This is a genomic window from Sphaerisporangium siamense, assembly GCF_014205275.1.
Classification (GTDB): Bacteria; Actinomycetota; Actinomycetes; order Streptosporangiales; family Streptosporangiaceae; genus Sphaerisporangium; species Sphaerisporangium siamense.
On record NZ_JACHND010000001.1, the window covers coordinates 5,564,880 to 5,588,124 of the forward strand.

Below are 23,245 nucleotides of genomic sequence, written 5' to 3' on the forward strand. Positions count from 1 at the left end.
GCGGCCCGCTACGAGACCGGCGCGGGCTCGGCGAAGCCCTCCCGCAGCCGTGCCGCCGCGCCCGGCTCTGCGCCGAGGCGTTCCAGGCCGAGCAGCGCGGCGCCCACGATCGGCGGCAGGTCGGTCACCAGCAGCCTCGCCGCCGGGGCCTGCGCGGCGTACCGCTCCTCGATCATCCCGTGCAACAGCGGGTGGCGGGCGGTGAGCACGCCGCCGCCGAGCACGACCTCGCAGGGCCGCTCCAGCAGGCCGAGCCTGCGCATCGCGACCACGCCCAGGACCGCGACCTCGTCGGCCTGCCGCTCCACCACCGCACGGGCGACGGCGTCCCCCGTGGCGGCCTCCAGCAGCGGCGGCACCAGGCCGTGCAGCACCTCGTGAGCGAGCTCGCCGAAGTGGATGGCCAGCACGACCTCCTCGGCCCGCCGCACCCCGAAGTGCCCGCGGACCGTCTCCAGCAGCAGCGTGGCGGGCCCGCGGCCGTCCTCGGCGCGCACCGCGTGCCACAGCGCCTCCTCGCCGAGGCCGTACCCGCCGCCCCAGTCGCCGCTGAGCCGGCCGAGCGCGGGGAAGCGGGCGATCTCGCCGCCGGGCGACACCCCGACCGCGTTGATCCCCGCGCCGCACACCACCGCCACGCCCCACGGCCGCGTGGCCCCGGCGCGCAGCAGCGCGAAGGTGTCGTTGCCCACCACGACGTCGGCGCCGTACCCGCGCGAGGAGATCTCCTCGCGCAGCGACTCCTCCTCGACGGGCAGGTCGGCCCCGGCCACGTACGCCGACACCAGGTCGGCGTACGGCGTCGCGGCATCCTCGCCCAGAATGCGCCGCGCGGTGTCGCCGAGCACGTCGATGGCCGCGGGCACGCCCGAGCTCTGCGGGGTGAACCCGGCGCCCCTGCCGCGGGCCAGGACCGTGCCGTCCTCCGCCACCAGCGCGACGTCGGTCTTGCTGTTGCCGCCGTCGACCGCGAGAACGGTCCTCACGCGCGCACCGCCCAGGGCAGGAAGGCGCGGTTGGCCGCGACCAGCTGTTCGGCCAGGTCCCGCGACACCGACGCCTGGCCGATCAGCGGGTGGGCCAGCAGCGCGTCGGCGACCCGGTCGGCGCCGCCGTGCAGCGCGGCCTCCAGGGCCAGCGCCTCGTAGGCGGTGACGTGGGCGATCAGCCCGGCGTACAGCGGCTCCACCGGGTCGACCGGCAGGGCCGTGGCCCCGCCCGCGCCGATGCGCGCGGGCACCTCGATCACCGCGTCGTCGGCCAGGAACGGCAGCGTGCCGTCGTTGCGCAGGTTGACGACCTGCGTGTCGCCCCGGTCGTTGACCAGCGAGGAGATCAGCGCGACCGCCGACTCCGAGTAGAAGGCGCCGCCGCGCTTCTCCAGCAGCTCGGGCTTGGTGTCCACGGCCGGGTCGGCGTACAGGGCGAGCAGCCGCTCCTCCATCGCGGCGACCTCGGCGGCCCGCGACGGTTTGGTGCGCTGCTCGGCCACCACCGCGTCGTGCTCGTAGAAGTACCGCAGGTAGTACGACGGCACGACGCCGAGCCTGCGGATCAGCTCCACGGGCAGGCCGACCGAGGTAGCGATCTCCTCGCCGTGGTCGGCGAGCAGCCGCGGCAGCACGTCGGCCCCGTCCACGCGCACGGAACGTTCCCAGCTGAGGTGGTTGAGGCCGACGTGGCCGAGCGAGACCCGCTCGGGGGTGACGCCGAGGGCGGCGGCGAAGCGCCGCTGGAAGCCGATGGCCACGTTGCACAGGCCGATCGCCCGGTGCCCGGCCTGGAGCAGCGCCCGGGTGACGATGCCGACCGGGTTGGTGAAGTCGACGATCCACGCCTCGGGGGCGGCCTTGGCCACCCGCTCGGCGATGTCCAGCACCACTGGGACGGTGCGCAGGGCCTTGGCCAGGCCCCCCGCCCCGGTGGTCTCCTGCCCGACGCAGCCGCACTCCAGCGGCAGCGTCTCGTCCACGTTGCGCGCGGCCTGCCCGCCGATCCGCAACTGGATGAGGACGGCCTGGGCTCCCGCCACGCCCTCCTCCACGGTGGTGGCCGTGCTCACGGTGGCCGGGTGTCCGGCCCGCGCGAGCATCCGCGACGCCATCCCCGACACCGGGGCGAGCCGCCGCTCGTCGGGATCGACGAGCACGATCTCCGACAGCGGCAGCTCCTCACGCAACCGGGCGAACCCGTCGATGAGTTCTGGTGTGTAGGTGGAGCCGCCCCCGACAACGGCCAGTTTCATTACTTGACTCCCGTCAGCTTGACGCCTTCGATGAACGCCTTCTGGGCGAAGAAGAACACTATGATCACCGGGGCCATGGCGAGAAGGGTGGCCGCCATGGTCAGGTTCCACTGGACGCGGTGCACGGCTCTGAAGGATGCCAGGCCGATCGACAGCGTCCAGTGGGAGGTGTCGGTCCCCGCGTACAGCAGCGGGCCGTAGTAGTCGTTCCAGCAGTAGAAGAACTGGAACAGGGCGACGGCCGCGATCGCGGGCCGCGCCATGGGCAGGATGACCCGGACCAGCGTGCCGAACTCCCCGTACCCGTCCACGCGGGCCGCGTCGGAGTACTCCTTGGGGATCGTCACCAGGAACTGCCGCAGCAGGAAGATGGAGAAGGCGTCCCCGAGCAGCATGGGCAGGATCAGCGGCCACAGCGTGCCGGTCAGGTGGAACCGCGCCCACAGGATGTAGACGGGCACGGCGACGACCTGCGGCGGCAGCATCATCGTGGTGATGACCAGCAGGGTCGCCACCTTGCGCCCGGGGAAGCGGAACCGCGCCAGCGCGTACGCCACCGGGATCGAGGAGACGAGCATGAACACGGTGGCCAGCACCGCGTACATGAGCGTGTTGAGTATCCAGGTGAGCAGCGGGGCCTTCTGAAAGATCTCGGCGAAGTTGCCCCACTCCCAGTGCTCGGGCCACAGCCGCGAGGTGAGCGCCTGGTGGTCGGTCATGACGGCGGTCAGCGCGATGAACGCCAGTGGCGCGAGGAACATGATGGCCAGGGCCAGCGCGAGCGCGTGGGTGGCGATCCAGGTCAGCGCGGCGCGCCTGCGGTGCCCGCGCGCCCGGCCGGCCGCGCGGCGGGAGGCGGGCGCCAGGGTGAGGGTCATGCGTCCTCCTCGGCCAGGCCGCGGAACTGCCGCAGCAGGAACAGGGTGAACACCATCGACACCGCGAACAGGATGAGCGCGAGAACGCAGGCGTAACCCATGGCGAAGTCCCGGAATCCCTGGTGGAACAGCCATTCGGGGAACGTCAGCGTGGACTGGGCGGGGTAGCCGGGGGTGAACACCGAGCCGGCGGAGTCGGTGGAGCCGGAGGCCACGCGCGCGGCCACCATGGCCTGCGTGAAGTACTGCAGGGTCTGGATGACGCCGGTGACGGCGGCGAACATCAGCACCGGGCGGATCACCGGCAGGGTGACGTGGAAGAACTGCTGCCAGGGGCCGGCGCCGTCCAGGGCGGCGGCCTCGTAGAGCTGCTTCGGCACGTCCAGCAGCGCGGCCAGGAAGATCACCATCAGGTCGCCGACGGACCACAGCCCGAGCAGGGTGAGCCCGGGTTTGGCCCAGCCGGGGTCGCCGAACCAGTCCGGCGAGGGCAGGCCGACCGCCGAAAGGATCGTCGGGACCGGGCCGGTGCCGGGGTTGAGCAGGTAGACGAAGCCGAGCGTCCCGGCGACCAGCGGCACCAGGGACGGCAGGTAGAACACCGTCCGGTAGAACCCGGCGCCGGCCTTGAGCTTGGTGACGAGCTGGGCGACGCCGAGCCCGAACAGCAGCCGCGCCGGCACCATCACCACGACCAGCCACAGCGTGTTGCGGATGGCGGTCCAGGCGGCCTCGTCCTGGAGGAAGTACCGGTAGTTGAGCAGGCCGACCGGCTCCAGCGTGAACAGGTCGTAGCGCTGGAAGGAGAAGTAGACGGTGGCGATCAGCGGATAGGCGAAGAAGACGGAGAACCCGGCCAGCCACGGGGACAGGTAGAGCAGCGCCCTGAGGGCGGGGCGGTGCCGGCCGCCGACCGGCACCGCCCTCCCGCGACGCCCGAGCGTCGTCGTGGCCACGCGGATCAGCCGCCCGCCGTCAGCTTGAGCTTGTCGTTGATCTTCTTGTCGACGCCGGCGAGCAGGGCGTCCAGGTCGGTGGCGCGGCCCGACTCCCAGGCCTCCTGGGCCTCCTGCAGCGTCTGCTGGTTGAACGCCGAGTTGATGTGGGCGGGCAGCGTCGTGCTGGCGGGGTTGGCGAAGATGTCGAGGAAGGTCTGGAAGTTCGGGTCCTTGTCCAGCTTCGGCGACTGGAGGGCGGGCAGGGTGCTCGGCACGTTGCGGATCGCGTTGGACAGCGTCACCAGCGCGTCGGTGTCGGTGGTGAGGTACTTCACGAGCTCCCAGGCGGCCGTGTTGTGCTGGGCGCCGCGCGGGATGCCGATCACGGTGCCGGCGATGAAGCCGCCGCCGTAGAGCTGGGGCTTGTCGTCGGCCACCGGCAGCGGCGCGGTGCCGTACTCCAGGCCGGGGGCGTCGGCGGCGAGCATGGCGTTGCGCCACTCGCCGTCGATCGCCATGGCGACCCTCCCCTTCATGAAGGGGTTGTCGGCGGAGAACTCGTCGCCGAAGGTCTTGCGGAACTTCTCCAGGTTGTCGTAGCCGAACCAGTCGACCAGGTCCTTCTGCCAGGTCATGAACTGCTTCCACGCCGGGTCGCCGCCGATGGCGGAGGTGCCGTCGGGGTTGGTCCACTTGGCGCCGGTCATGGGAGCGGTGTGGATCGGGACGTTCTCGTACATCTGCGCGCTGGGGTTGAAGCCGGCGACCTTGATGGCGCCGTCCTTGTCGCGGACGGTGAGCTTCTTGGCCAGGTCGGCCAGCTCCGACAGGGTCTTGGGCGGCGGGGCGCCCTTCATCAGCTTCTTGTTGTAGTAGAGGCCGTAGGTGTCGGCGAGCATGGGCATCACGCACCGTTTGCCCTGGTACTCGGTGTAGTCGGCGATCACCTTCGGGAAGATGGCGGTGTCGATCCTGCTCCCGGACAGGTAGGGCGCGAGGTCCTGGAACAGGCCGGTCTTGCAGAAGGTCGCCACGCTGTCGGTGGTGAACGACAGCGCCACGTCCGGCGGGTTCCCGCCGCGCACGGACTGGATGATCTGGTCGTCCTGGACGGCCTTGGTGGTCTTGACGGTGATCCACGGGTACTTGGCCCGGAACCCGGCCAGCGCGTCGTCGAAGGCCTTGAGCTCGTTGTCGGCGGAGAATCCGTGCCACATGGTGATGGTCACGGGCTCGCGGTTCGGGGTGCTCCCCGCCGACGGCACGCCAGGGGCGGTCTCGTTCCCCGCGGTGCAGGCGGCGGACGCCAGCACGGCGAGGCCCGCCGCCGCGGCGAGCAGCAGAGATGATCTCACGGAATTCCTCCTACGGAAGGTCGGGGGGTCAGGAGGGACGTACGGGGGGTGGGAGCCGTGCGGGGCGGCTCACGCGGGGACCGTCGAGCCGAAGACCTCGTCGCGGGCCAGGGACAGGGCGAGCCTGGTCGCGCCGGTGAGCACGGGGTTGCCCTCGACGCTGGAGACCCGGACCGGCGGGCGGGGGAAGGTGAGGGTGTGCAGTTCCTCCTCCACCAGCTCGGCCAGGACGTCGCCGCCGGCGAGCAGCACGCCGCCGGTCAGCACGACGATCTCGGGGTCCACGACCGCGGTGATGGGCGCGAGGCCCATGGCCAGGCGGGCGGCGACCTCACGCAGCGCCCCCTTGGCCCGCTCGGCGCGGCTCCCGCCCACGGCGGCGTCGCGCACGGCGTTGCGGACGGCCTGCGCGGGGTCGCCGCCGCGCACGCCGTGCGAGCGCAGCAGCCGCAGCACGGCGGGGCCGCCGGCCAGGGCCTGGAAGCCGTGGTCGCCGCGCTTGCCGGTCTCGCGTGCGGTCGGCGCGCCGACGGTCGGCATGTACCCGACCTCGCCGGCGCCGCCGGTGGCGCCGCGGTGCAGCCGGCCGCCGAGCACGAGGGCCGCGCCGATGCCCGAGTCGACCCACAGGAGCACGAAGTCGGAGTGGCCGCGGGCGATGCCGTGGGCCTGCTCGGCGAGCGCGACGAGGTTGACGTCGTTCTCGACGCCGACGGGGACGCCGAGCGCCCGGTGGAAGGTGCCGACCAGGTCGGGCAGGTGCCAGCCGGGGATGTGGGCGGCGTAGCCGAGGCGGGCGGTGGCGGGGTTGACGGCCCCCTGGATGCCGATGACGACGCGGCGCAGCGTCGCGCGGTCGAAGCCGGCCCGCTCACGGGCGGTCTCGACGGCGTCGCGCACCCGGCCCACGACGTCGCCCGCGCTCCTGCCGGGCGTGGCCACGCGGTGCTCCGCCAGCACGGCGCCGGACAGGTCGGCGGCGCGGACCTCGATCCTGGCCGGGGTCACGTCCAGCGCGACGACGTGGGCGGCGGCGGGGTTGATCCGGTACATCTCGGCCGTGCGCCCGGGCAGGCCCTCGCGGACGCCGTCCAGCACGACCAGGCCGGCGTCCTGGAGCCGGGCGAGGAGCTGGGAGGCGGTGGGCTTGGACAGTCCGGTGAGGGCGCCGAGCTGGGGCCGGCTGAGCGGGCCCCGCTCCAGCAGGACGCGCAGGGCGGCCCGGTCGTTGATCGCGCGCAGCAGGCTGGGCGTCCCGGGCTGCGAGTTCGTCTCCATGCCGCCCATTGCTCCTCGTCGCGCGGGCCGTCCTGTCGGAGTTAGGAAAGGTTCCTAACTCAGTAGGGACGGTACCCTCACGCACCCGAGCAGGGTCAATAGGCTCTACCAAGCTGTGACCCGGAGGGAGTCGGGGATCACCGCGCGTGACGGGCGGCCGCGGCCGCCCCCGGAAACGCGAAAGCCGTCGCGGACGGCGACGGCGACGGGCATGCGAAGGGCGATCTGCTATCCTGAGCCCTTGTCATCACATACAGCCCAAATGGCAAAGCAGGCGCGGAGTTTCACATTACTATCAATGATAACGAAGCCCCAACAGTCCGTCAAACCGAACTCGCCAAGGAGCAGCGGTACGTCGCGGGCCTGTACGAACGCCTCGACGTGCTCCGGGCGCGCACCCGCGCGCAGCTCGACAAGGTCCTGGCCCAGGGCGGCGGGGGCACCCACCAGAACCGCTCCGAGCGCGACTCCTTCGCCGGCATGTACGCCGAGCGCCTGGCGCGCCTGTGGGCGGTGGAGAACGGCCTGTGCTTCGGGCGGCTCGACCTGGCGGAGGAGAAGCCGCTGTACATAGGCCGGCTCGGCATCTCCGACGACGACCAGCGGCGCCTGCTCATCGACTGGCGCGCCCCGGTCGCCCAGCCCTTCTACCGGGCGACGCCCGCCGCGCCCATGGGGGTGACCCGGCGTCGCCACCTGCAGACCCGGGGGCGCCGCGTCATCGGCGTCGACGACGACCTGTTCGACCTCGACCGGCTCAGCGACGAGGACCGCGCCACCCTCAACGGCGAGGCCGCCCTGCTGGCCTCCCTCGGCGAGAAGCGCACCGGGCGCATGCGCGACATCGTCGCCACGATCCAGGCCGAGCAGGACCGCGTCATCCGCTCCGACCTGAACGGCGTGCTGGTGGTGCAGGGCGGCCCCGGCACCGGCAAGACCGTCGTCGCCCTGCACCGCGCGGCCTACCTGCTCTACACCCACCGCGAGCGGCTGGCCCGCCGCGGCGTGCTCATCGTCGGGCCGAACCTGACCTTCCTGCGCTACATCGAGCAGGTCCTGCCCTCCCTCGGCGAGACCGACGTGCTGCTGTCCACGGTCGGGGAGCTCTACCCGGGGGTCACCGCCTCGGCCGCCGAGCCGGACGCGATCGCCGCCGTCAAGGGCGACGCCCGCATGGTGCAGGTGATCGCCCGCGCCGTCCAGGGCCACCAGCGGATGCCGCGGCGGCCCCTCGACATCGACCTCGGCCGGTACACCCTGCGCCTGGACCAGCGCACGCTGGAGGCCGCGCGCGCCCGCGCGCTCCGCAGCAGGCGCCCGCACAACCAGGCCAGGTCCGTCTTCGTGCGGCACATCCTGAACGTCCTGGCCAAGCAGGCGGCCAAGGCGCTCGGCCGCGGCATGCTGGACGAGGGCGACCTCGCCGACCTGCGCGAGGACCTGCGCACCGAGCCCGCCGTCAAGACCGCGCTCAACCGGCTGTGGCCCTACCTCACCCCCCAGCGGCTCCTGCACGGCCTGTACGGCTCCCACGAGCGCATGGAGTACGCGGGCCTGGCCGGGCCCGAGCGCGAGCTGCTGTTCCGCACGCCGCCGCGCGGCGGGCGCGACCAGTGGACCGAGGCCGACGTCCCCCTGCTGGACGAGGCCGCCGAGCTGCTCGGCGACATCGACCCGCAGGTCCTGCGCGCCGCCGCCCTGCACGCCGAGGAGGAGCTGGCCGCGGCGCGCCGCGCCGAGGAGGCCGAGCGCGCCGCCGAGCTGACCTACGCCCGCGAGGTGCTGGAACTGACCGGCATGTCCGACATCTTGGACGCCGAGCGGTTCGCCGCCCGGCACCGCGACGACGACGTCCACCTGACCACCGCCGAACGCGCCGCCGCCGACCGCACCTGGGCCTACGGGCACATCATCGTGGACGAGGCCCAGGAGCTGTCGGCCATGGCCTGGCGCATGCTGATGCGCCGCAGCCCCAACCGCTCCATGACCATCGTCGGCGACATCGCCCAGACCGGCGCGGCCGCGGGCGCCGCCTCCTGGAAGCAGGTCCTCGACCCCTACGTCGCCGGCCGGTGGCGCGAGGAGACGCTGACCGTCAACTACCGCACGCCCGTCGAGCTGATGGCCGTCGCGGCCGACGTGCTCACCCTCGTCGGGCCGTCCCTGCGCGCCCCGGAGTCGGTCCGCGAGACCGGCACCCGGCCGTGGTCGCGCCAGATCGACGGCCACGGCGAGCTCGGCCCGGTCATCACGGGGGAGATCGTCGAGGGCGGGCGGCTGGCCGTCATCGTCCCGGCGGGCGGGGCCGCCGAGCTCGGCGCGGCCATCACCTCGGCGGTGCCCGGCGCGGTCGCGGGGCAGGGCGCCGACGCGCTGGAGGCCCCGGTCGCCGTGCTCACCGTGGCCCAGGCCAAGGGCCTGGAGTTCGACGCGGTGATCGTCGTGGAACCCGCCCGGATCCTCGCCGAGTCCCGGCGTGGCGCGGGCGACCTGTACGTGGCGCTCACCCGCGCCACCCAGCGGCTCGGCGTGCTGCACAGCGGCGAGTTGCCCGCGGTCCTGTCCCGCTGCGCGCCCCTATGACGGCATTGGCGGCACTCACGTCTCCTGTCCTAGCTGCGAAAACTTGGTGTTTCCCCTGATCGGGACACGGTTGACATCTGAGCTGAGGTCGGTAGTTTGCTGGACAGTCCAGCACGGGACTGCCGGTTGGCCGTCTTCAGGCGTCGCCGGACTCTGCGTCATGACGGAGCACGGCTCCGTTAGCCCAGCCAGGCGCAGATCCGGCGCCAGGTCGAGTCGGGGCACCCCAGCCGGATGGGGGGTTGGACCCGGGAGGGGCCCGGACACCCAGTAGACAACGGAACTCCGCGCTCGCCGCCGACGGGACGGGTCCGGTCCGAAGGGTCGTCCGGGCCCCCTTTCCTTCCCGTGACGCGACGCGCCGTGGTTCCCGGATTCGGCTCGCGGGCCCGGGAATCACCCGCCTCACGCCGTCTGTTGTTGGACCCGCGCCCGGCGGGCGGTAGCGTTCGGAGGTCACGAACCCTCCGCGAGAAGAGACGCGCATCCGTGGCCCAGCGAACGGCCGAGAAGAACGACAGCGACGAGCGGGCGCCCGGCCTCCCCGGCCGCCCGCCCGCCGCGCGCGCCCTGCCGCGGGCCGTCGCCTGCGTCGCCGGGGGCGTCCTCCTTTACCTGGCCTTTCCCCCCGTCGGCCTGTGGTTCCTCGCGCCGGTGGGCGTCGCGGCGCTCACCCTGGCCGTCCACCGCCTCCCGGCGCGCCGCGCCGCCTGGGGCGGCTACCTCGGGGGCCTGGCCTTCCTGCTGCCGGCGCTGGCGTGGGTGCGGCCCATCGGTGAGGACGCCTGGCTGGCCCTGGTCGCCATCGAGAGCCTGTACTTCGCCGTCATGGCCGTCGGCACCGGCCTGGTGACGCGGCTGCGCGGCTGGCCGGTGTGGGCCGCCGCCCTGTGGGTCGTCCAGGAATGGGCGCGCGGCGCGTTCCCCTTCGGCGGCTTCCCCTGGGTGCGCCTGGCCTTCAGCCAGGGGCACACCCTCTTCACCCCCTACGCCGCGTTCGGCGGCGCCCCGCTGGTCACCTTCGCGGTCGCGCTGTGCGGCACGCTCCTGGCCGCCCTCGCCCTCCGCCTGGCCGGCCGGCGCGTGCTCCCGCCCGCCGCCCCGCTGCTCGCCGGGGTGCTGGCCGTGCCCCTGCTCGCCTACGCCGTGCCCGGTCCCGGCGGGGCGGCGGCGGGTACCGTGCGGGTCGGGGTGATCCAGGGCGACGTGCCCGGCGAGGGCATGGGCTTCCTCGGCGACGAGCCCGCCGTCGTGCTCCGCAACCACGCCGACAAGACCCACGACCTGGCCCGCGCGGTGCGCGCCGGCCGGGTGGCGCGGCCCGACATCGTGGTCTGGCCGGAGAACTCCACCGACATCGACCCCTACAACAGCTCCTACGCCTACGGGGTCATCGACGCGGCCGTGCGCGACATCGGCGTCCCCGTGCTGGTCGGCGCCGTCGTCCGCGCCCCCGACGGGCGGCACCGCTACACCCGCGGCCTCGTCTGGGACCCGCGCACCGGCCCCGGCGCCTACTACGACAAGCAGAAGCTCGTGCCGTTCGGCGAGTTCGTGCCCTACCGCGAGATCCTCGCCAAGATCGTGCCCCGCGTCGGCCTCGTCGGCCTGCAGTCGCTGCCCGGCACCCGCGACGGCGCCCTGAGGATGGGCCCGGTCACGGTGGGCGCGGTCTCGTGCTATGAGGTCGCCTTCGACGGTGTCGTCCGCGCCACCGTGCGCGCCGGCGGCGACCCGCTCGTCGTGCAGACCAACAACGCCACCTACTCCCTGACCGGCCAGCCGCCCCAGCAGCTCGCCATGTCCCAGCTGCGGGCCGTCGAGCACGGCCGCGCGGTGATCACCGCGGCCACCACCGGCATCTCCGCCTCCATCGACCCCTCCGGCGAGATCCGCTGGCGCGCGCCCGAGCGCGTCGCGGACATGGCCGTGGTCACCGTCCCGCTGCGCACGGGGCAGACGCTCGCCACCCGCGCGGGCGGCCTTCCCGAGCTCGGCCTCTGCCTCGCCGGCCTGGCCGCCGTCGCCCTGGCCCTCGCCGGCCGGCGGCGCCGCGGTCCCGCGCAGGAGGAGCCGGACGGGAACCAACCGGGCTGATCCCCGCGTTGTACCAGCCGAGGTGAGGGAGGGGTAATGCTGCGTGTCGCGCTGTTCGTCGCGTTCCTGGTCGTCCCGGTGCTGGAGATCTGGGCGCTCATCCAGGTCGGCCAGGTCATCGGCGGCTGGCAGACCGTCGGCCTGCTCATCCTCGACAGCCTGATCGGCGCCTGGCTGGTCCGGCGCGAGGGCCGCCGCGCGTGGCGGGCGCTGAGCGAGGCCCTGCAGTCCGGGCGCATGCCCGACCGCGAGCTCGCCGACGGAGCCCTGGTGGTCGCGGGCGGCACGTTGCTGCTCACGCCGGGCTTCCTCACCGACGTGTTCGGCTTCGCCCTGATCCTGCCGTTCACCCGGCCGTTCGCGCGCCGCGCGCTGTCCTGGTTCCTCGGCCGCCGGGTGCGGGCCATGGCCGCCCGGTCGCCCTACGGCGTGATGTTCGGCGCCCAGGGCCCCGGCGGGCCGGGCGCGCCCGGATCGTCGAGGGTCGTCCCCGGTCAGGTCGTCGAGGACGAGGCGCCCCGCGAGCCGGGGCCGCCGCGCGCGGGAGGCGCGCTGCGCCCGTGACCGGGCCCGCCGGCCGGCGGGCGCCGGGCCCGTAGAGGGGGAGCACGGGATGAGAGATCAGATGACGGGCATGAAGAACGGCGCCCCTGGACCACCCGGGCGGATGGTCCGGAGACGCCGTGACGTGCCTCAGGCGCTCTTGCGCCGCTGTGCCCGAAGGATCGCCAGGCGCTCGTTGAGCACCTCTTCGAGATCTTCGATCGTGCGCCGTTCCAGCAGCATGTCCCAGTGGGTCCGCGGCGGCTTGGCCTTCTTCTGCGTAGGCTGTTCAGCGTCGACTCTCAGGGCCGTCGCTCCGCAGTTGCGGCACTCCCAGGTCGCCGGGATCTCCGCCTCGGCGGCAAGGGGCACGTCGAAGTGATGGCCCTTCGGGCAGGTGTAAGGCACCTCCTGACGCGGGGCCAGATCGGTGTTGCGGTCGTTCTCGTAGCTGGTGGCTCCGAGCCGGGTACCGCGAAGTGCACGCTCGCCCATGTTTCAATGCCTCCTGAGGGCCCCGTTTCGAGGGGTGGGTCTCCACGGCTTACAACGCTTGATACCGTGGATGGATTCCCACCCTTGGGGTGATCCAATCGCGCTTTTCGCCTCCGGCCCGGTCGGCGCGGTTCCGATCTTCATGACCTTCCGGGCGGCGCGGCGCGTCCCCTGGGGCCTCAGAGGTGCGTGGGAGGCTCGTTGCCCGCCTCACGGACCGCCCTCGGCAGGTTGACCACCATGAGCAGCGCGAACCCCACCACGAAGAAGATCATCAGTGACAGGATCGCCGCCCGGTAGCTGTCGGTGACCTGCAGCGCGACCGTCAGCGTCAGCGACCCGAGCAGCGCCGACCCCTTGTCGCTCACCTCGAACAGGCTGAAGTACTCCGCCTCGCGCCCCGGGGGGATCACCAGCGAGTACAGCGACCGCGACAGCGCCTGCGTGCCGCCGAGCACGATCGCGATGAGGAACGCGATCGCGTAGAACTGGACGGCCGCCCCCTTCTCCAGGAAGTAGGCGATCCCGACCACGGCCGTCCACACCACCAGGCTCGCCAGCACCGTCCGCTTGGTGCCGAACCGCGCGCCGAGCCACCCGAGCAGCAGCGCCCCGCCGAACGCGACGAACTGCACCATCAGGATCGCGGTGATCTGCACGTCCTTGCTCAGGCCGAGCTCCTGGTCGGCGTAGGTCGCCGAGAAGGAGATCACGGTCTGCACGCCGTCGTTGTAGATCAGGTAGGCCAGCAGGAACAACAGGGTGCGCGGGTAGCGGCGCAGGCCCGCGATCGTGCGGCCGAGCTGGCGGAAGCTGCCGGCGATCGCGGCGCCGGGCGTGGCGTCGTGGCCGCCGACCGGCCGGTTGCGCAGGCGCAGCATCGGGATCACCGTGAACGCCGCCCACCACAGGCCCGCCGAGGCCAGGCTGATGCGCACCGCCAGCCCCTGGTCGATGCCGCTGCCCTGGTAGAGGGCCAGGTTGAGCGCCAGCAGAAGGAAGCCGCCGAGGTAGCCGAAGCCCCACCCGCGCGAGGAGACCGCGTCGCGCTCCTCCGGGCCGGCGATCTGCGGCAGGAACGAGTTGTAGATGACCATGGCGGCGCCGAAGGCGACGTTGGCGGTCACGAACAGCGCGCCGCCGAGCGCGTAGGCGTCCCCGGCGACGAAGTAGAACCCCAGCGTCGCCGCCGCGCCCAGGTAGGCGAAGAGGGCGAGCAGCTCCTTCTTGCGGCCGGTGTGGTCGGCGAGCGCCCCCGCGATCGGCATCACCACGATCTGCAGCACGACCGAGATCGTGACGATCGCGGAGAAGTACGCCTTCGCCCGCATGTCGAAGCCGAGGAAGGCGACGAACCCGTCGGCGCGGCCCGCGGCCTTCTCGGCCAGCGCGGTGAGGTACGGGCCGAGGAAGACGGTGATCACCGTGGTCTGGAAGCCCGAGTTGGCGAAGTCGTACCAGTACCAGCCCCGCTGCTCGCGCTTGCGCGCCTTCGGGAGGTCCTCGGCGACGATGGAGGTGGTCATCGGCTCTCCTGGCCTGGCGGGGGGCGGGGGCGGGGTCACGGCGCCGGCGCGCGGCGGGTCAGGCGCAGGCGACGGGCTGCCGGGGATGCCACTGGCCCCGGGCGCTGAGGACGTCCCTCAGCCCCGAGATGTTGTCGGTCATGATGCCGTCCACCCCGAGGTCCAGCAGGTGCTCCATATGGCGCGGGGAGTCCACCGTCCACACGTGGACCTGCATGCCGAGGGCGTGGGCGGTGCGGACCAGGGCGCGGGTGGTCACCCGCATGCCCCGGAACCCCAGCGGGACCTGCGCGCACGGGACGCCGAGCCGGGCGAGCCCGCCGAGCAGGCGGCCGTACCCCGAGCCCATGGCGGCGGCGCGCAGCCGGGCGACGCCGCGCGGGCCGAGCGCCGAGCAGACCGGGCGGCCGATCGCCATGCGCGCCCGGGCCAGCCGCACGTCGGAGAAGGAGGTCAGGCAGACGCGGTCGAAGGCGTTGGTGCGCCTGATCGCCTCGGCCAGCGGCTCGATCGCCGGGGACTCCTTCACATCGACGTTGACCCGGACGTCGGGCCAGGTGCCGAGCACGTCCTCCAGCAGCGGGATCTCCTCGACCCCGCCGATGCGCGCCCGCCGCACCTCACGGTAGGGGAGCGCCGCCAGTCGGCCGTGCCGGTCGGTGACCCGGTCGAGCGTGTGGTCGTGGAAGGCGAGCAGCACACCGTCCGCCGTGGCGTGGGCGTCGGTCTCCAGATAGGAGTACCCCATCTCGACCGCCCGCGAGAAGGCGGCCATGGTGTTCTCACGGCCCTCGGCGGCCCCGCCCCGATGGGCGAAGGCGAGCGGGCCGGGATGATCCAGGAACGGGTAGCGGAGCTGCACGACCAGGAGTATCCCTTGTGGCGAGCCTGTCAGGTCACCGTGCCGAGTGAACATTTGGGTCACGAATCAGAGCCGATCCTACCCGAATCCGGACGTCCCCCGACGCGATGAACCCGTCCTTTGTCAAGATTGCCCATTTTTCAAATGGTGTGATTAGCATCACTCTTGTTCATGACTTTTTGTCAAGTTAGCGTTTAGTCGCTTTTGCCGGTGGCTGTGTGCCTACCCCTGGCAGGAAAATCCTGGTTATGTCCTGTACCAATATGTGACATTCGGAGGTAGCGGGTCGTGCCGGTCTTACGAAGCACCCCCAATTTGGTACGTCGGTTTATATGGTTAACGGTAGCCATATTCGCGGTGACATTTCCAGGATTGATGCAGGTGGCGGTTCCCCCACCCGCTGCCGCCGCCGCACGGACGGTCGCCCCTGTCACGCCGGACCAGTTGTCCGGGTCGCCGGCCGGACTGCCCCACCTGGTCGACTCCAAGGCGACACAGATCGCCGGGCCCGCGACCGTCGACTCCGACGACTCCGAGGACGAGTCCTCCGCGGCGGAGCGGCGGAAGGACGAGGTTCCCAATGGAGCCCTGTCCCGCGACGTCCGAACCTACGGCGTGGTCTCGGCGCGGCCGGATGAACGGGCCGCCCAGCGTGCGCCACCACGGTCCGCGGACGGCGATGGGACACGAGGAAAGAGAGATGCGGACGCCTCGGCTCGGGTCGCGGCTCGGGATTGCTACAACCCCAAGTACAGCATCACCGCCACCTACAGGCCTGGCATGACGGTCGCTGAGAATGACCACGACTGGGAGGCGTTGAAGACTTTCGTGGGTGTCCGTCCAGGGACGGATGCCACGTATTGGAGAGATCTGGGGCTCTGCTACGTCAAGCCACCGGCGGCTCCAGAGATCATTGACATGTTCCCGCTGGACCAGGGCCTGGTCGGGGTCACGCCCGTGTTGTCCGCCTACGCTCGCAGCACCGGAGGCCCCTACGGCATCGACTACACCTTCCAGGTCTGCGGCGAGGGAATCTCTTGCTTCTCCTCAGGGGTGATCGGTGACCGCGGCGCGTGGCGGGTACCGGCGGGCAAACTGGCCTGGGGCAAGTCGTACTCCTGGACGGTCACCGCGAACGACCGCGGCACCGGCGGAGTGACCTCCAAGACCCGGGTGTTCCTCACCGGGGTGCGCCAGCCGGCCGTCACCTCGCAACTCGCGGCGAACGGGGCCAACGGCCAGGAGTTCCACCAGCTCACCGGCAACTACACCACCTCGTTCACCGACGCGGAGGTCGCCACGGTGGGGCCGCCGCTGACGGTCTCCCGTTCCTACAACAGCCTGGACCCGCGCACTGACGGCATGTTCGGCGCGAGCTGGTCTTCTCGCTGGGATATGAAGATCGTCGAGGAGTCTGCGGGCGAGGACCCGACGGCCGTGGTGACATATCCCGACGGCCGGCGGGTGCGGTTCGCGGGAAATACCGGCGGGTCCTATCAGCCGCCTCCCGGCGTGTTCGCCACGCTGGCCAAGACCTCGAGCGGTGGCTCCTCCGGTTGGCGGCTGATGGACAAGTCCGCCACGGTGTACGCATTCGACGCGCAGGGCCGTCTGACGGGCATCACCGACAACCGCGGCCGGGCGCAGACGCTGACCTATGGTGCCGACGCGAAGCTGGCCAAGGTCACCGCGACCGGCGGGCGTTCGCTGACGTTCACCTGGACCGGGGATCACGTGACCGCCGTGTCGACCGATCCGGTCGGCGGTGCGACGCCGACCTGGACCTACCGGTATGACGGGGATCGGCTGACGCAGGTCTGCACTCCGGGGGCCGCGCCCAACTGCACCGCCTATGACCACGACACCGGGTCGCAGTACCGCAGCCGGGTACTGGACTCCGATCCGGCCGGGTACTGGCGGCTCGGCGAGGCGAGCGGGACGGTGGCCGCCGACCTCGCGCAGGAGACGGGTGACGCCACCTACTCCGGCGCCGGCCTGGGGCAGCCGGGCGCGCTGGCGGGCACGCAGGACACCGCCGTTCAGGGAAACGTCGCGCTGCCGGAGAACACGGTCGCCCGGCTGGGCGGGCGGATGTCGGTGGAGGTGTGGTTCAAGACCTCCAGGAGCGGCACCATACTCTCGGCCGGGGACTCCGGCGACAGCGTCGGCGCCAACCGTCCGGTGCTGTACGTGGGCACGGACGGTAAGGTGCGCGGCCAGTTGTGGGACGACCCTCAGGCGCCCGCGGTGACACCGATCACCTCGGCCGTCGCGGTCAACGACGGCCAGTGGCACCACCTCGTGCTCACCGCGCAGAACGAGGGTCAGATCCTGTACCTGGACGGCCTTCGTGCCGGCACGCTGGCCGTGGGGCCGGACGGATTACGGCGCCAGTTCGCCTATCTCGGCACGGGCTGGATCTACAACTCTCGGGGATGGCCGGCCACGCCGCCGATGTCGGGCAACACCTACGCGGTCGGCTTCCCCTTCGTCGGCGGCACCATGGACGAACTGGCCGTGTACGACAAGGTCCTGTCGGAGGCCGAGGTGCGGTCGCACTACGCGGCCCGCGCCGAGATGCCGTTCAAGCTGACGAAGATCACACTGCCGTCGGGGCGGGTGTGGGCGCGGAACGTGTACGACGCCACGACCGAGCGGGTCAAGTCCCACACCGACCAGCACGGCGGCACCTGGCAGGTCGGCTCCCCGGTCTACAGTCCCGTCACCGGTCTTGCGACGGTGACCGTGACCGACCCGCACGCCGGCAAGCTGGAGTACCGCCACGACGCCTGGCGCGGCTACCGGATGGTGTCCTCCAGCGACCAGCTCGGCAAGACCACTGCCTACATGTACGACACCGGCGGCTACCTGACCAAGCTCACCGACCCCAACGGCAACGTCACCGAGACCTTCCAGGACGAGCGCGGCAACGTGGTCGGGACGAAGACGTGCCGCACGGCGTCGAGTTGCCAGACCGAGCACGTCTCCTACCACCTGAACAAGGACGACCCCTTCGACCCGCGCAACGACCGCGCGATCGTCGCGCGGGATCCCCGTTCCTCGTCGGCCACGGACGACACCTACGCCACCAAGTGGGAGTACACCTCGTTCGGAGAGGAGTCAAAGGAGACCACCCCCGCGACACCGGACTTCCCGAACGGGCGCCCGCGCACGTACGTGTACACCGACGGCACGGAGCCGGCGGCGGGCGGAGGGACCACCCCCGCGGGGCTGTTGAAGTCGGAGAAGGACGCCAAGGGGAACGAGTGGAGTTACCGCTACACCGCGTCCGGTGACGTCGCGGAAGAGGTCCACCCGTCGGGGCTGGTGACGCGGTACGGCTATGACGCGATCGGGCAGCTCACCTCGCGCACGGAGGTGTCGGACGCGTATCCGGCCGGGGTGACGACCCGGTTCGGCTATGACGCGCTCGGACGCCTGGTCACCCACACCGGCGCCGCCGTGCGCAACGAGATCAGCGACGTCACCCACACCAGCGAGACCCGGTACGCCTACGATCCCGACGGCAACAAGCTTTCCGACACCGTCGTCGACCTGACCGGCGGCGACGCCGAGCGCAAGATCGCTTACGATCTGGACGACTACGGACGGGTGAGCAAGATCACCGGCCCCGAGGGCGGTGTCGTCCAATACTCCTGGGACCACACCGGGGCGCTGACGGCCGTCACGGACGAACTGGGAACCCTCTACAACTACGGATACACGGCGCGCGGCGAACTGGCCACGCAGACGCTCAAGAACTGGACCGGCAGTCCGGTCAACCCGCAGGCGCCCCGTGACGTGGTGCTGCACTCCAACGCCTACGATCCGGGCGGGCGCCTGGCGTCCGAGGTGGACGCGATGGGCCGCAAGGCGGCCTACGCCTACTACAACGATGACCTGCCGGCACGGACCGTCGCGGACGACGCCCGGCTGAACGGATCGACCACGCCGCGTGATGTCGTGGTCGAGGCCAACGACTACGACGCCGCCGGAAACCTCGTCCAGGTGATCGAAGGCGACGGCCGTGTCCGCACTGACTACGGATACGACGCGGCGGACCGGCTCATCTCCGAGACGTTCGACCCTCTCGACCTCAACCGCAAGATCACTTACGTCTACGACGCGAACGACAACGTCGTCAAGGAGACCGCGACCGGCGCCGGAAGCACCCGGGCCGAGGTCACCGAGTACGCCTACGACCAGCAGGACGAGGTCGTCCGGCGGACCGGGAAGAACGGCGACGAGGATCTGGTGAGCACGCGGACCGTCGATCAGCGCGGCCTCACCACCGAGGTCACCGATCCGCGAGGCAACCGCCAGGGCGCCGACCGGGCGGGCTTCACCACCACCCTGCGTTACGACGCGGCGGGGCGGCTCGTCGAGGTCAAGGCTCCGGAGGTCCAGGTGGAGCGCGCCGGTGCCGCCGCGCCCGCCCGTCCCACGACGCGCTACGGCTATGACGGGGCCGGGCTGCGCACGCACACCGTGGACCCGGAGGGACGTCGGTCGACGGCCACCTACGACCGGGCCGGCCGGGTGGTCGCCGCGAGGTCCCCGGCGTACACCCCTCCCGGAGGGTCCACGCTGACGCCCACCGTCACCTACGCCTACGACGCTGCCGGCCGGGTGACCCGGTCGACCGACCCTCGGGACCAGGTGACCACCGCCGAGTACGACGTGCTGGGCAACCGCGTGCGGGTCACCGACCCGGCACCGAGCGGCGGGCAGGGCGGCCGGTGGGTCAGCGAGTTCGACCTGCTCGGGGAGCAACTGGCCACCGTCGACCCGACCGGCGCCCGGATGGAGGCGACCTACGACGATCTCGGCCGGCAGATCACGGCCACGATCATCGAGCGCAAGCCCACGACGGTCGCTCACACCACCAGGTACGTCTACAACGACGACGACGTGATGACGTCCGTGGTCAGACCGGGCAACCGCACCACCGGTTACGTCGTGAACGCCGCCGGTGAGGTCAAGACCGAGACTGACCCGGCCGGGAACAGTTCCACCTTCACCTACGACCTGGCGGGCCGCACCGTGAAGGCGGCCGATCCGCTCGGCAACGCCACCGTCGCCGAATACGACCTGGCCGGACGGCAGATCGCGGCCAAGGACCTCGACGACAAGGGCGCCACTCTTCGCACGGTCGGCTTCGGATACGACGCCGCCTCCAACCCGACCACCTTCACCTCCGGTGAGGGTTACACGACCAGCCGGAAGTACGACGGGGCCGGCTCGCTGATCGAACTGGTCGAGCCGGTGTCGGCCACCGATTCCATCACGACCAGGTACGGCTACGACGCCGGCGGCGCCCTGACCCGCACCACCGACGGGCGCGGCAACACCGTATGGACCACCTACAACGGACTCGGCGAGGTCGAATCGATCACCGAGCCCTCCACGGCGGCACACCCGCAGGCGTCCGACAGGACCTGGACCTACGTCTACGACGCCGACGGCAACGAGGTGTCGGAACTCCGGCCCGGCGGCGTCCGGATCGACCGCGAGATCGACCACCTCGGACGCGTCATCCGCGAGGCCGGCAGCGGCGCCCAGGCGCAGACGCCCGAGCGGACCTTCTCCTATGACCTCACCGGCCGGATGACCGGCGTGGGCGACTACACCCTGGACTACGACGACCGCGGACTCCTGCTCAAGGTGTCCAAGCCGTCGGGACAGGTCGCGTCGTTCGCCTACGACGCTCTGGGATATCCGACCGAGCGGAACGACACCACCGGCAAGACCACCTACACCTGGGAGGACAACAGGCTGGCCACGGCCGCCGACCCGGTGAGCGGACGTGCCTTCACCTACGGCTACGACAAGGCCGACCGTCTCACCACGCTCACCTCGGCGACTCCGCGCAACGTCCAGACCTTCGCCTACGACGCCCTGGACCGCCTGACGAGCCACACCCTGGCGGACAGTGGCGGAAGCCAGCTCGCGAAGATCGCTTACGGGTGGGACAAGGACGACAACCTGGTCGCGAAGACGTCCCAGGGCACGGCCGGCGCGGGCGCGAACACCTACGGCTACGACCGAGCGGGACGGCTCACCTCCTGGACCGCGCCCAACGGTGACCAGACGATCTACACCTGGGACGCCGCGGGCAACAGAACCGGCGCCGGAGAGGACACCTTCCTCTTCGACGAACGCAACCGCCTCATCTCCGGGGGCGGCTCCTCCTACACCTACACGCCGCGCGGCACCCTGGCCACCGAGTCCGCCGGCGGTGCGACCAGGAACCTGGCGTTCGACGCCTTCGACAGGATGGTGTCCGACGGCGACGTCACCTATCGCTACGACGCGCTGGGCCGGCTCGACGCGCGCCGCGCGGCCGACGGGTCCGAACAGCGCTTCAGCTACTCCGGTCTGAACAACGACATCATCAGCGTGAGCGACGGCGCCGGGGCCGTGCAAGGCAAGTACGGGCGTGACCCGGCGGGCAACCTGCTGTCCCTGCAGGAGGGCACCGGGCCCGCGCTCGGCGTGATGAGCGACCTCCACGACGACGTGGTGGCGACCTACTCGGGGACCGCGGTGGTCGACTCCGCGGCGTTCACCCCCTTCGGTGAGGTCATCACGCGGACCGGCACGCCGCGGGCCATGGGCTACCAGGGCGAGTGGACCGACCCGGACACCGGCAAGGTCAACATGGCGGCCCGCTGGTACGTGCCCGGCACGGGCGGGTTCGCCTCCCGCGACGACTGGGAGCCCGACTCCACCCCGTCGATCGCGCTCAACCGCTACACCTACGCCTACGGCGATCCGCTGGCCTACACCGACCCGTCGGGCAACTGCCCGATGTGCATCCCGCTGGCACTGCTCGCGCTGCGGATCGCCGCCCAGATCGCGGCACGCGCGCTGGCGAGGAAGCTCGCGCTGGAGGCCGCCAAGCGCGCGGCGATCGCGATCGCCAAGAGGGTGGCGGCCAGGAAGGCCTTGGAACTGGCCAAGCGGAAGGCCGCCGACATCGCCAGGAAGAAGGCGGCGGCGCTCGCGAAACAGAAGGCGCAGCGGGCGGCGGCCAAGAAGGCCCAGGACGCGGCCAAGAAGGCAGCACAACAGGCGGCGAAGAAACAGGCTAAAACACCGTCGAAGCAATCCAAGAATACCAACAGGACGTCCAAGGGCCCGAAGTCCAAGACATCGAAGAACAACAAGACGTCCAAGGGAAACAAGTCCCCCAAAAAGCCTCAGGCCAAGAACCAGAGCAGGTCGGGCGGCAAGCCGTCCGGCAAGACCGGCGGAAAGTCGGCCGGCCCCAAGGGCGGCGGCAAGCCCACCGGGAAATCCGGAAGCGGCAAGGGCGGAAGCAAGCCGACCGGCAAGGGCGGAGGCAAGAGCGGAGGCAAGAGCGGAGGTAAGGGCGGCGGCAAGGGCGGCAAGTCCACCAAGTCTCCTCAGGAGAAGAAGAACGAGATCGCCGAGGAAGTGATCGACGAGGCTCTCGGTCTGGACCCGTCGTTCTCGGTGGGCGGCAACTCACCCATCGGCGGCGGCCGGGACGGCACCCCGAACCTGTGCACCAGCCTGGCGGCGTGCGCCCGCGACGTCGTCGAGGAAGTGGTGCAGAACACCGTCGAGGACCTGGTCAACGACCTGATCGACGACGTCGCCCCCGACCTGCCCCCGGGCACGCCCCCCGGCGCGGACTCCTGCCGCCCTGGTAACAGTTTCGTCGCCGGCACCAAGGTGCTCATGGCCGACGGCAGCCGCAAGCCCATCGAGGACATCAAGGTCGGCGACCATGTCGTCGCCACGGACCCGAAGACCGGCCGCGTTGACGCCGGCCCCGTGACCACCTTGATCACCGGCACTGGTGAAAAGACGCTGGTCGAGATCACCGTGGACATCGACGGCCGGCGAGGCGACAACACCGACAAGATCACCGCCACCGCCGGCCACCCCTTCTGGCTACCTCACCTTCGCAAGTGGCTGCCCGCCGGCGAACTCCAGCCCGGCGCATGGCTCCAGACCAGCGCCGGCACCTGGGTCCAGGTCACCGCCATCAAGACCTCGACCAGACACCAACGCGTCCACAATCTCACGATCGAGGGCCTGCACACCTATCATGTGGTGGCAGGCGACCAGGCCATCCTGGTTCACAATGACGATCCCGATCCTTATCGCCGTCCCAAGGGGTTCCGGAAGGGTGTCCGGGCTAAGGTATGGGAATCCGCCATGGACCCCGACACCGGGCTGGTTACTGACCCCCTGACCGGTGAGGTGATGGACAAGAGCAAACGTTGGGATATGGGCCACTTGCCGGGCTATGAATTTAGGAAACATCGGCAGAGTGCTCTAGATCGCGGAATCAGTCGGAAGCAGTTCCTGGATGAGCATAACGATCCGACGCACTATCGCCCGGAACTGCCGTCCTCAAATAGCTGCCATCGAGGGGAAGATCACAGCGATGATTACTTTGGTCCGTGAGTC

General features: G+C 71.1%; 13 protein-coding genes. 4 read left to right on the top strand and 9 right to left on the bottom strand.

The genetic code is table 11. The annotated features are described in order from the left end of the window. Nucleotides 1-8 precede the first annotated feature (8 nt). From BJ982_RS25590 to BJ982_RS25615, 6 genes are all read right to left on the bottom strand, one after another. Nucleotides 9-986: an N-acetylglucosamine kinase gene (locus tag BJ982_RS25590; protein ID WP_184884114.1), complete on the bottom strand. Its 978-nt coding sequence runs from the start codon at nt 984-986 to the stop codon at nt 9-11. Further along, the gene (locus tag BJ982_RS25595; RefSeq protein ID WP_184884116.1) at nt 983-2,245 is read right to left on the bottom strand and encodes a 6-phospho-beta-glucosidase; all 1,263 of its coding nucleotides are present in this window, start codon (nt 2,243-2,245) and stop codon (nt 983-985) included. Before BJ982_RS25595 ends, BJ982_RS25590 begins: the two co-directional genes overlap by 4 nt. Then, complete coding sequence (locus BJ982_RS25600) at nt 2,245-3,123, bottom strand: carbohydrate ABC transporter permease (RefSeq protein WP_184884118.1); 879 nt, start codon at nt 3,121-3,123, stop codon at nt 2,245-2,247. The genes BJ982_RS25595 and BJ982_RS25600 overlap by 1 nt, the downstream gene beginning before the upstream one ends. Next, complete coding sequence (locus tag BJ982_RS25605; protein ID WP_184884120.1) at nt 3,120-4,079, bottom strand: carbohydrate ABC transporter permease; 960 nt, start codon at nt 4,077-4,079, stop codon at nt 3,120-3,122. The genes BJ982_RS25600 and BJ982_RS25605 overlap by 4 nt, the downstream gene beginning before the upstream one ends. Nucleotides 4,080-4,084: 5 nt before the next feature. Continuing rightward, nucleotides 4,085-5,416: an ABC transporter substrate-binding protein gene (locus BJ982_RS25610; RefSeq protein ID WP_184884122.1), complete on the bottom strand. Its 1,332-nt coding sequence runs from the start codon at nt 5,414-5,416 to the stop codon at nt 4,085-4,087. Nucleotides 5,417-5,485: 69 nt separating this feature from the next. Beyond that, nucleotides 5,486-6,694, bottom strand: coding sequence for an ROK family transcriptional regulator (locus BJ982_RS25615; RefSeq protein WP_184884124.1), 1,209 nt, complete (start codon nt 6,692-6,694; stop codon nt 5,486-5,488). 294 nt (nt 6,695-6,988) lie between these two features. Here BJ982_RS25615 and BJ982_RS25620 point away from each other — a divergent pair, with 294 nt between their 5' ends. The 3 genes from BJ982_RS25620 (at nt 6,989) to BJ982_RS25630 (ending at nt 11,938) form a co-directional block, all read left to right on the top strand. Further along, nucleotides 6,989-9,277, top strand: a complete 2,289-nt coding sequence (locus tag BJ982_RS25620) for a HelD family protein (protein WP_184889309.1) — start codon at nt 6,989-6,991, stop codon at nt 9,275-9,277. Between the two features lie 489 nt (nt 9,278-9,766). Beyond that, nucleotides 9,767-11,374, top strand: a complete 1,608-nt coding sequence (lnt, locus tag BJ982_RS25625) for an apolipoprotein N-acyltransferase (protein ID WP_239122607.1) — start codon at nt 9,767-9,769, stop codon at nt 11,372-11,374. A gap of 36 nt (nt 11,375-11,410) precedes the next feature. Beyond that, the gene (locus tag BJ982_RS25630) at nt 11,411-11,938 is read left to right on the top strand and encodes an FxsA family protein (protein ID WP_184884128.1); all 528 of its coding nucleotides are present in this window, start codon (nt 11,411-11,413) and stop codon (nt 11,936-11,938) included. 129 nt (nt 11,939-12,067) lie between these two features. Here BJ982_RS25630 and BJ982_RS25635 read toward each other — a convergent pair whose 3' ends face one another. The 3 genes from BJ982_RS25635 to BJ982_RS25645 form a co-directional block, all read right to left on the bottom strand. Continuing rightward, a complete protein-coding gene (locus tag BJ982_RS25635) occupies nt 12,068-12,412 on the bottom strand; it encodes an RNA polymerase-binding protein RbpA (protein ID WP_184884130.1) in 345 nt (114 codons plus the stop codon). A 179-nt stretch (nt 12,413-12,591) separates the two neighbouring features. Then, a complete protein-coding gene (locus tag BJ982_RS25640; protein ID WP_373869583.1) occupies nt 12,592-13,977 on the bottom strand; it encodes an MFS transporter in 1,386 nt (461 codons plus the stop codon). Nucleotides 13,978-13,996: 19 nt separating this feature from the next. Next, a complete protein-coding gene (locus tag BJ982_RS25645) occupies nt 13,997-14,800 on the bottom strand; it encodes a glycerophosphodiester phosphodiesterase family protein (protein WP_203958785.1) in 804 nt (267 codons plus the stop codon). A gap of 918 nt (nt 14,801-15,718) precedes the next feature. On the opposite strand from BJ982_RS25645, the gene BJ982_RS25650 reads away from it, so the two are divergent. Next, nucleotides 15,719-23,242: a GH-E family nuclease gene (locus BJ982_RS25650; protein WP_184884133.1), complete on the top strand. Its 7,524-nt coding sequence runs from the start codon at nt 15,719-15,721 to the stop codon at nt 23,240-23,242. The last annotated feature ends 3 nt before the right edge of the window (nt 23,243-23,245 follow it).

Bases quoted from the DNA above. Each gene is read 5' to 3' on its own strand.
- BJ982_RS25650 (WP_184884133.1), top strand. From the start codon at position 15,719: ATGTTCCCGCTGGACCAGGGCCTGGTCGGGGTCACGCCCGTGTTGTCC.
- BJ982_RS25635 (WP_184884130.1), bottom strand. From the start codon at position 12,412: ATGGGCGAGCGTGCACTTCGCGGTACCCGGCTCGGAGCCACCAGCTAC.
- BJ982_RS25600 (WP_184884118.1), bottom strand. From the start codon at position 3,123: ATGACCCTCACCCTGGCGCCCGCCTCCCGCCGCGCGGCCGGCCGGGCG.
- BJ982_RS25615 (WP_184884124.1), bottom strand. From the start codon at position 6,694: ATGGAGACGAACTCGCAGCCCGGGACGCCCAGCCTGCTGCGCGCGATC.
- BJ982_RS25630 (WP_184884128.1), top strand. From the start codon at position 11,411: ATGCTGCGTGTCGCGCTGTTCGTCGCGTTCCTGGTCGTCCCGGTGCTG.
- BJ982_RS25595 (WP_184884116.1), bottom strand. From the start codon at position 2,245: ATGAAACTGGCCGTTGTCGGGGGCGGCTCCACCTACACACCAGAACTC.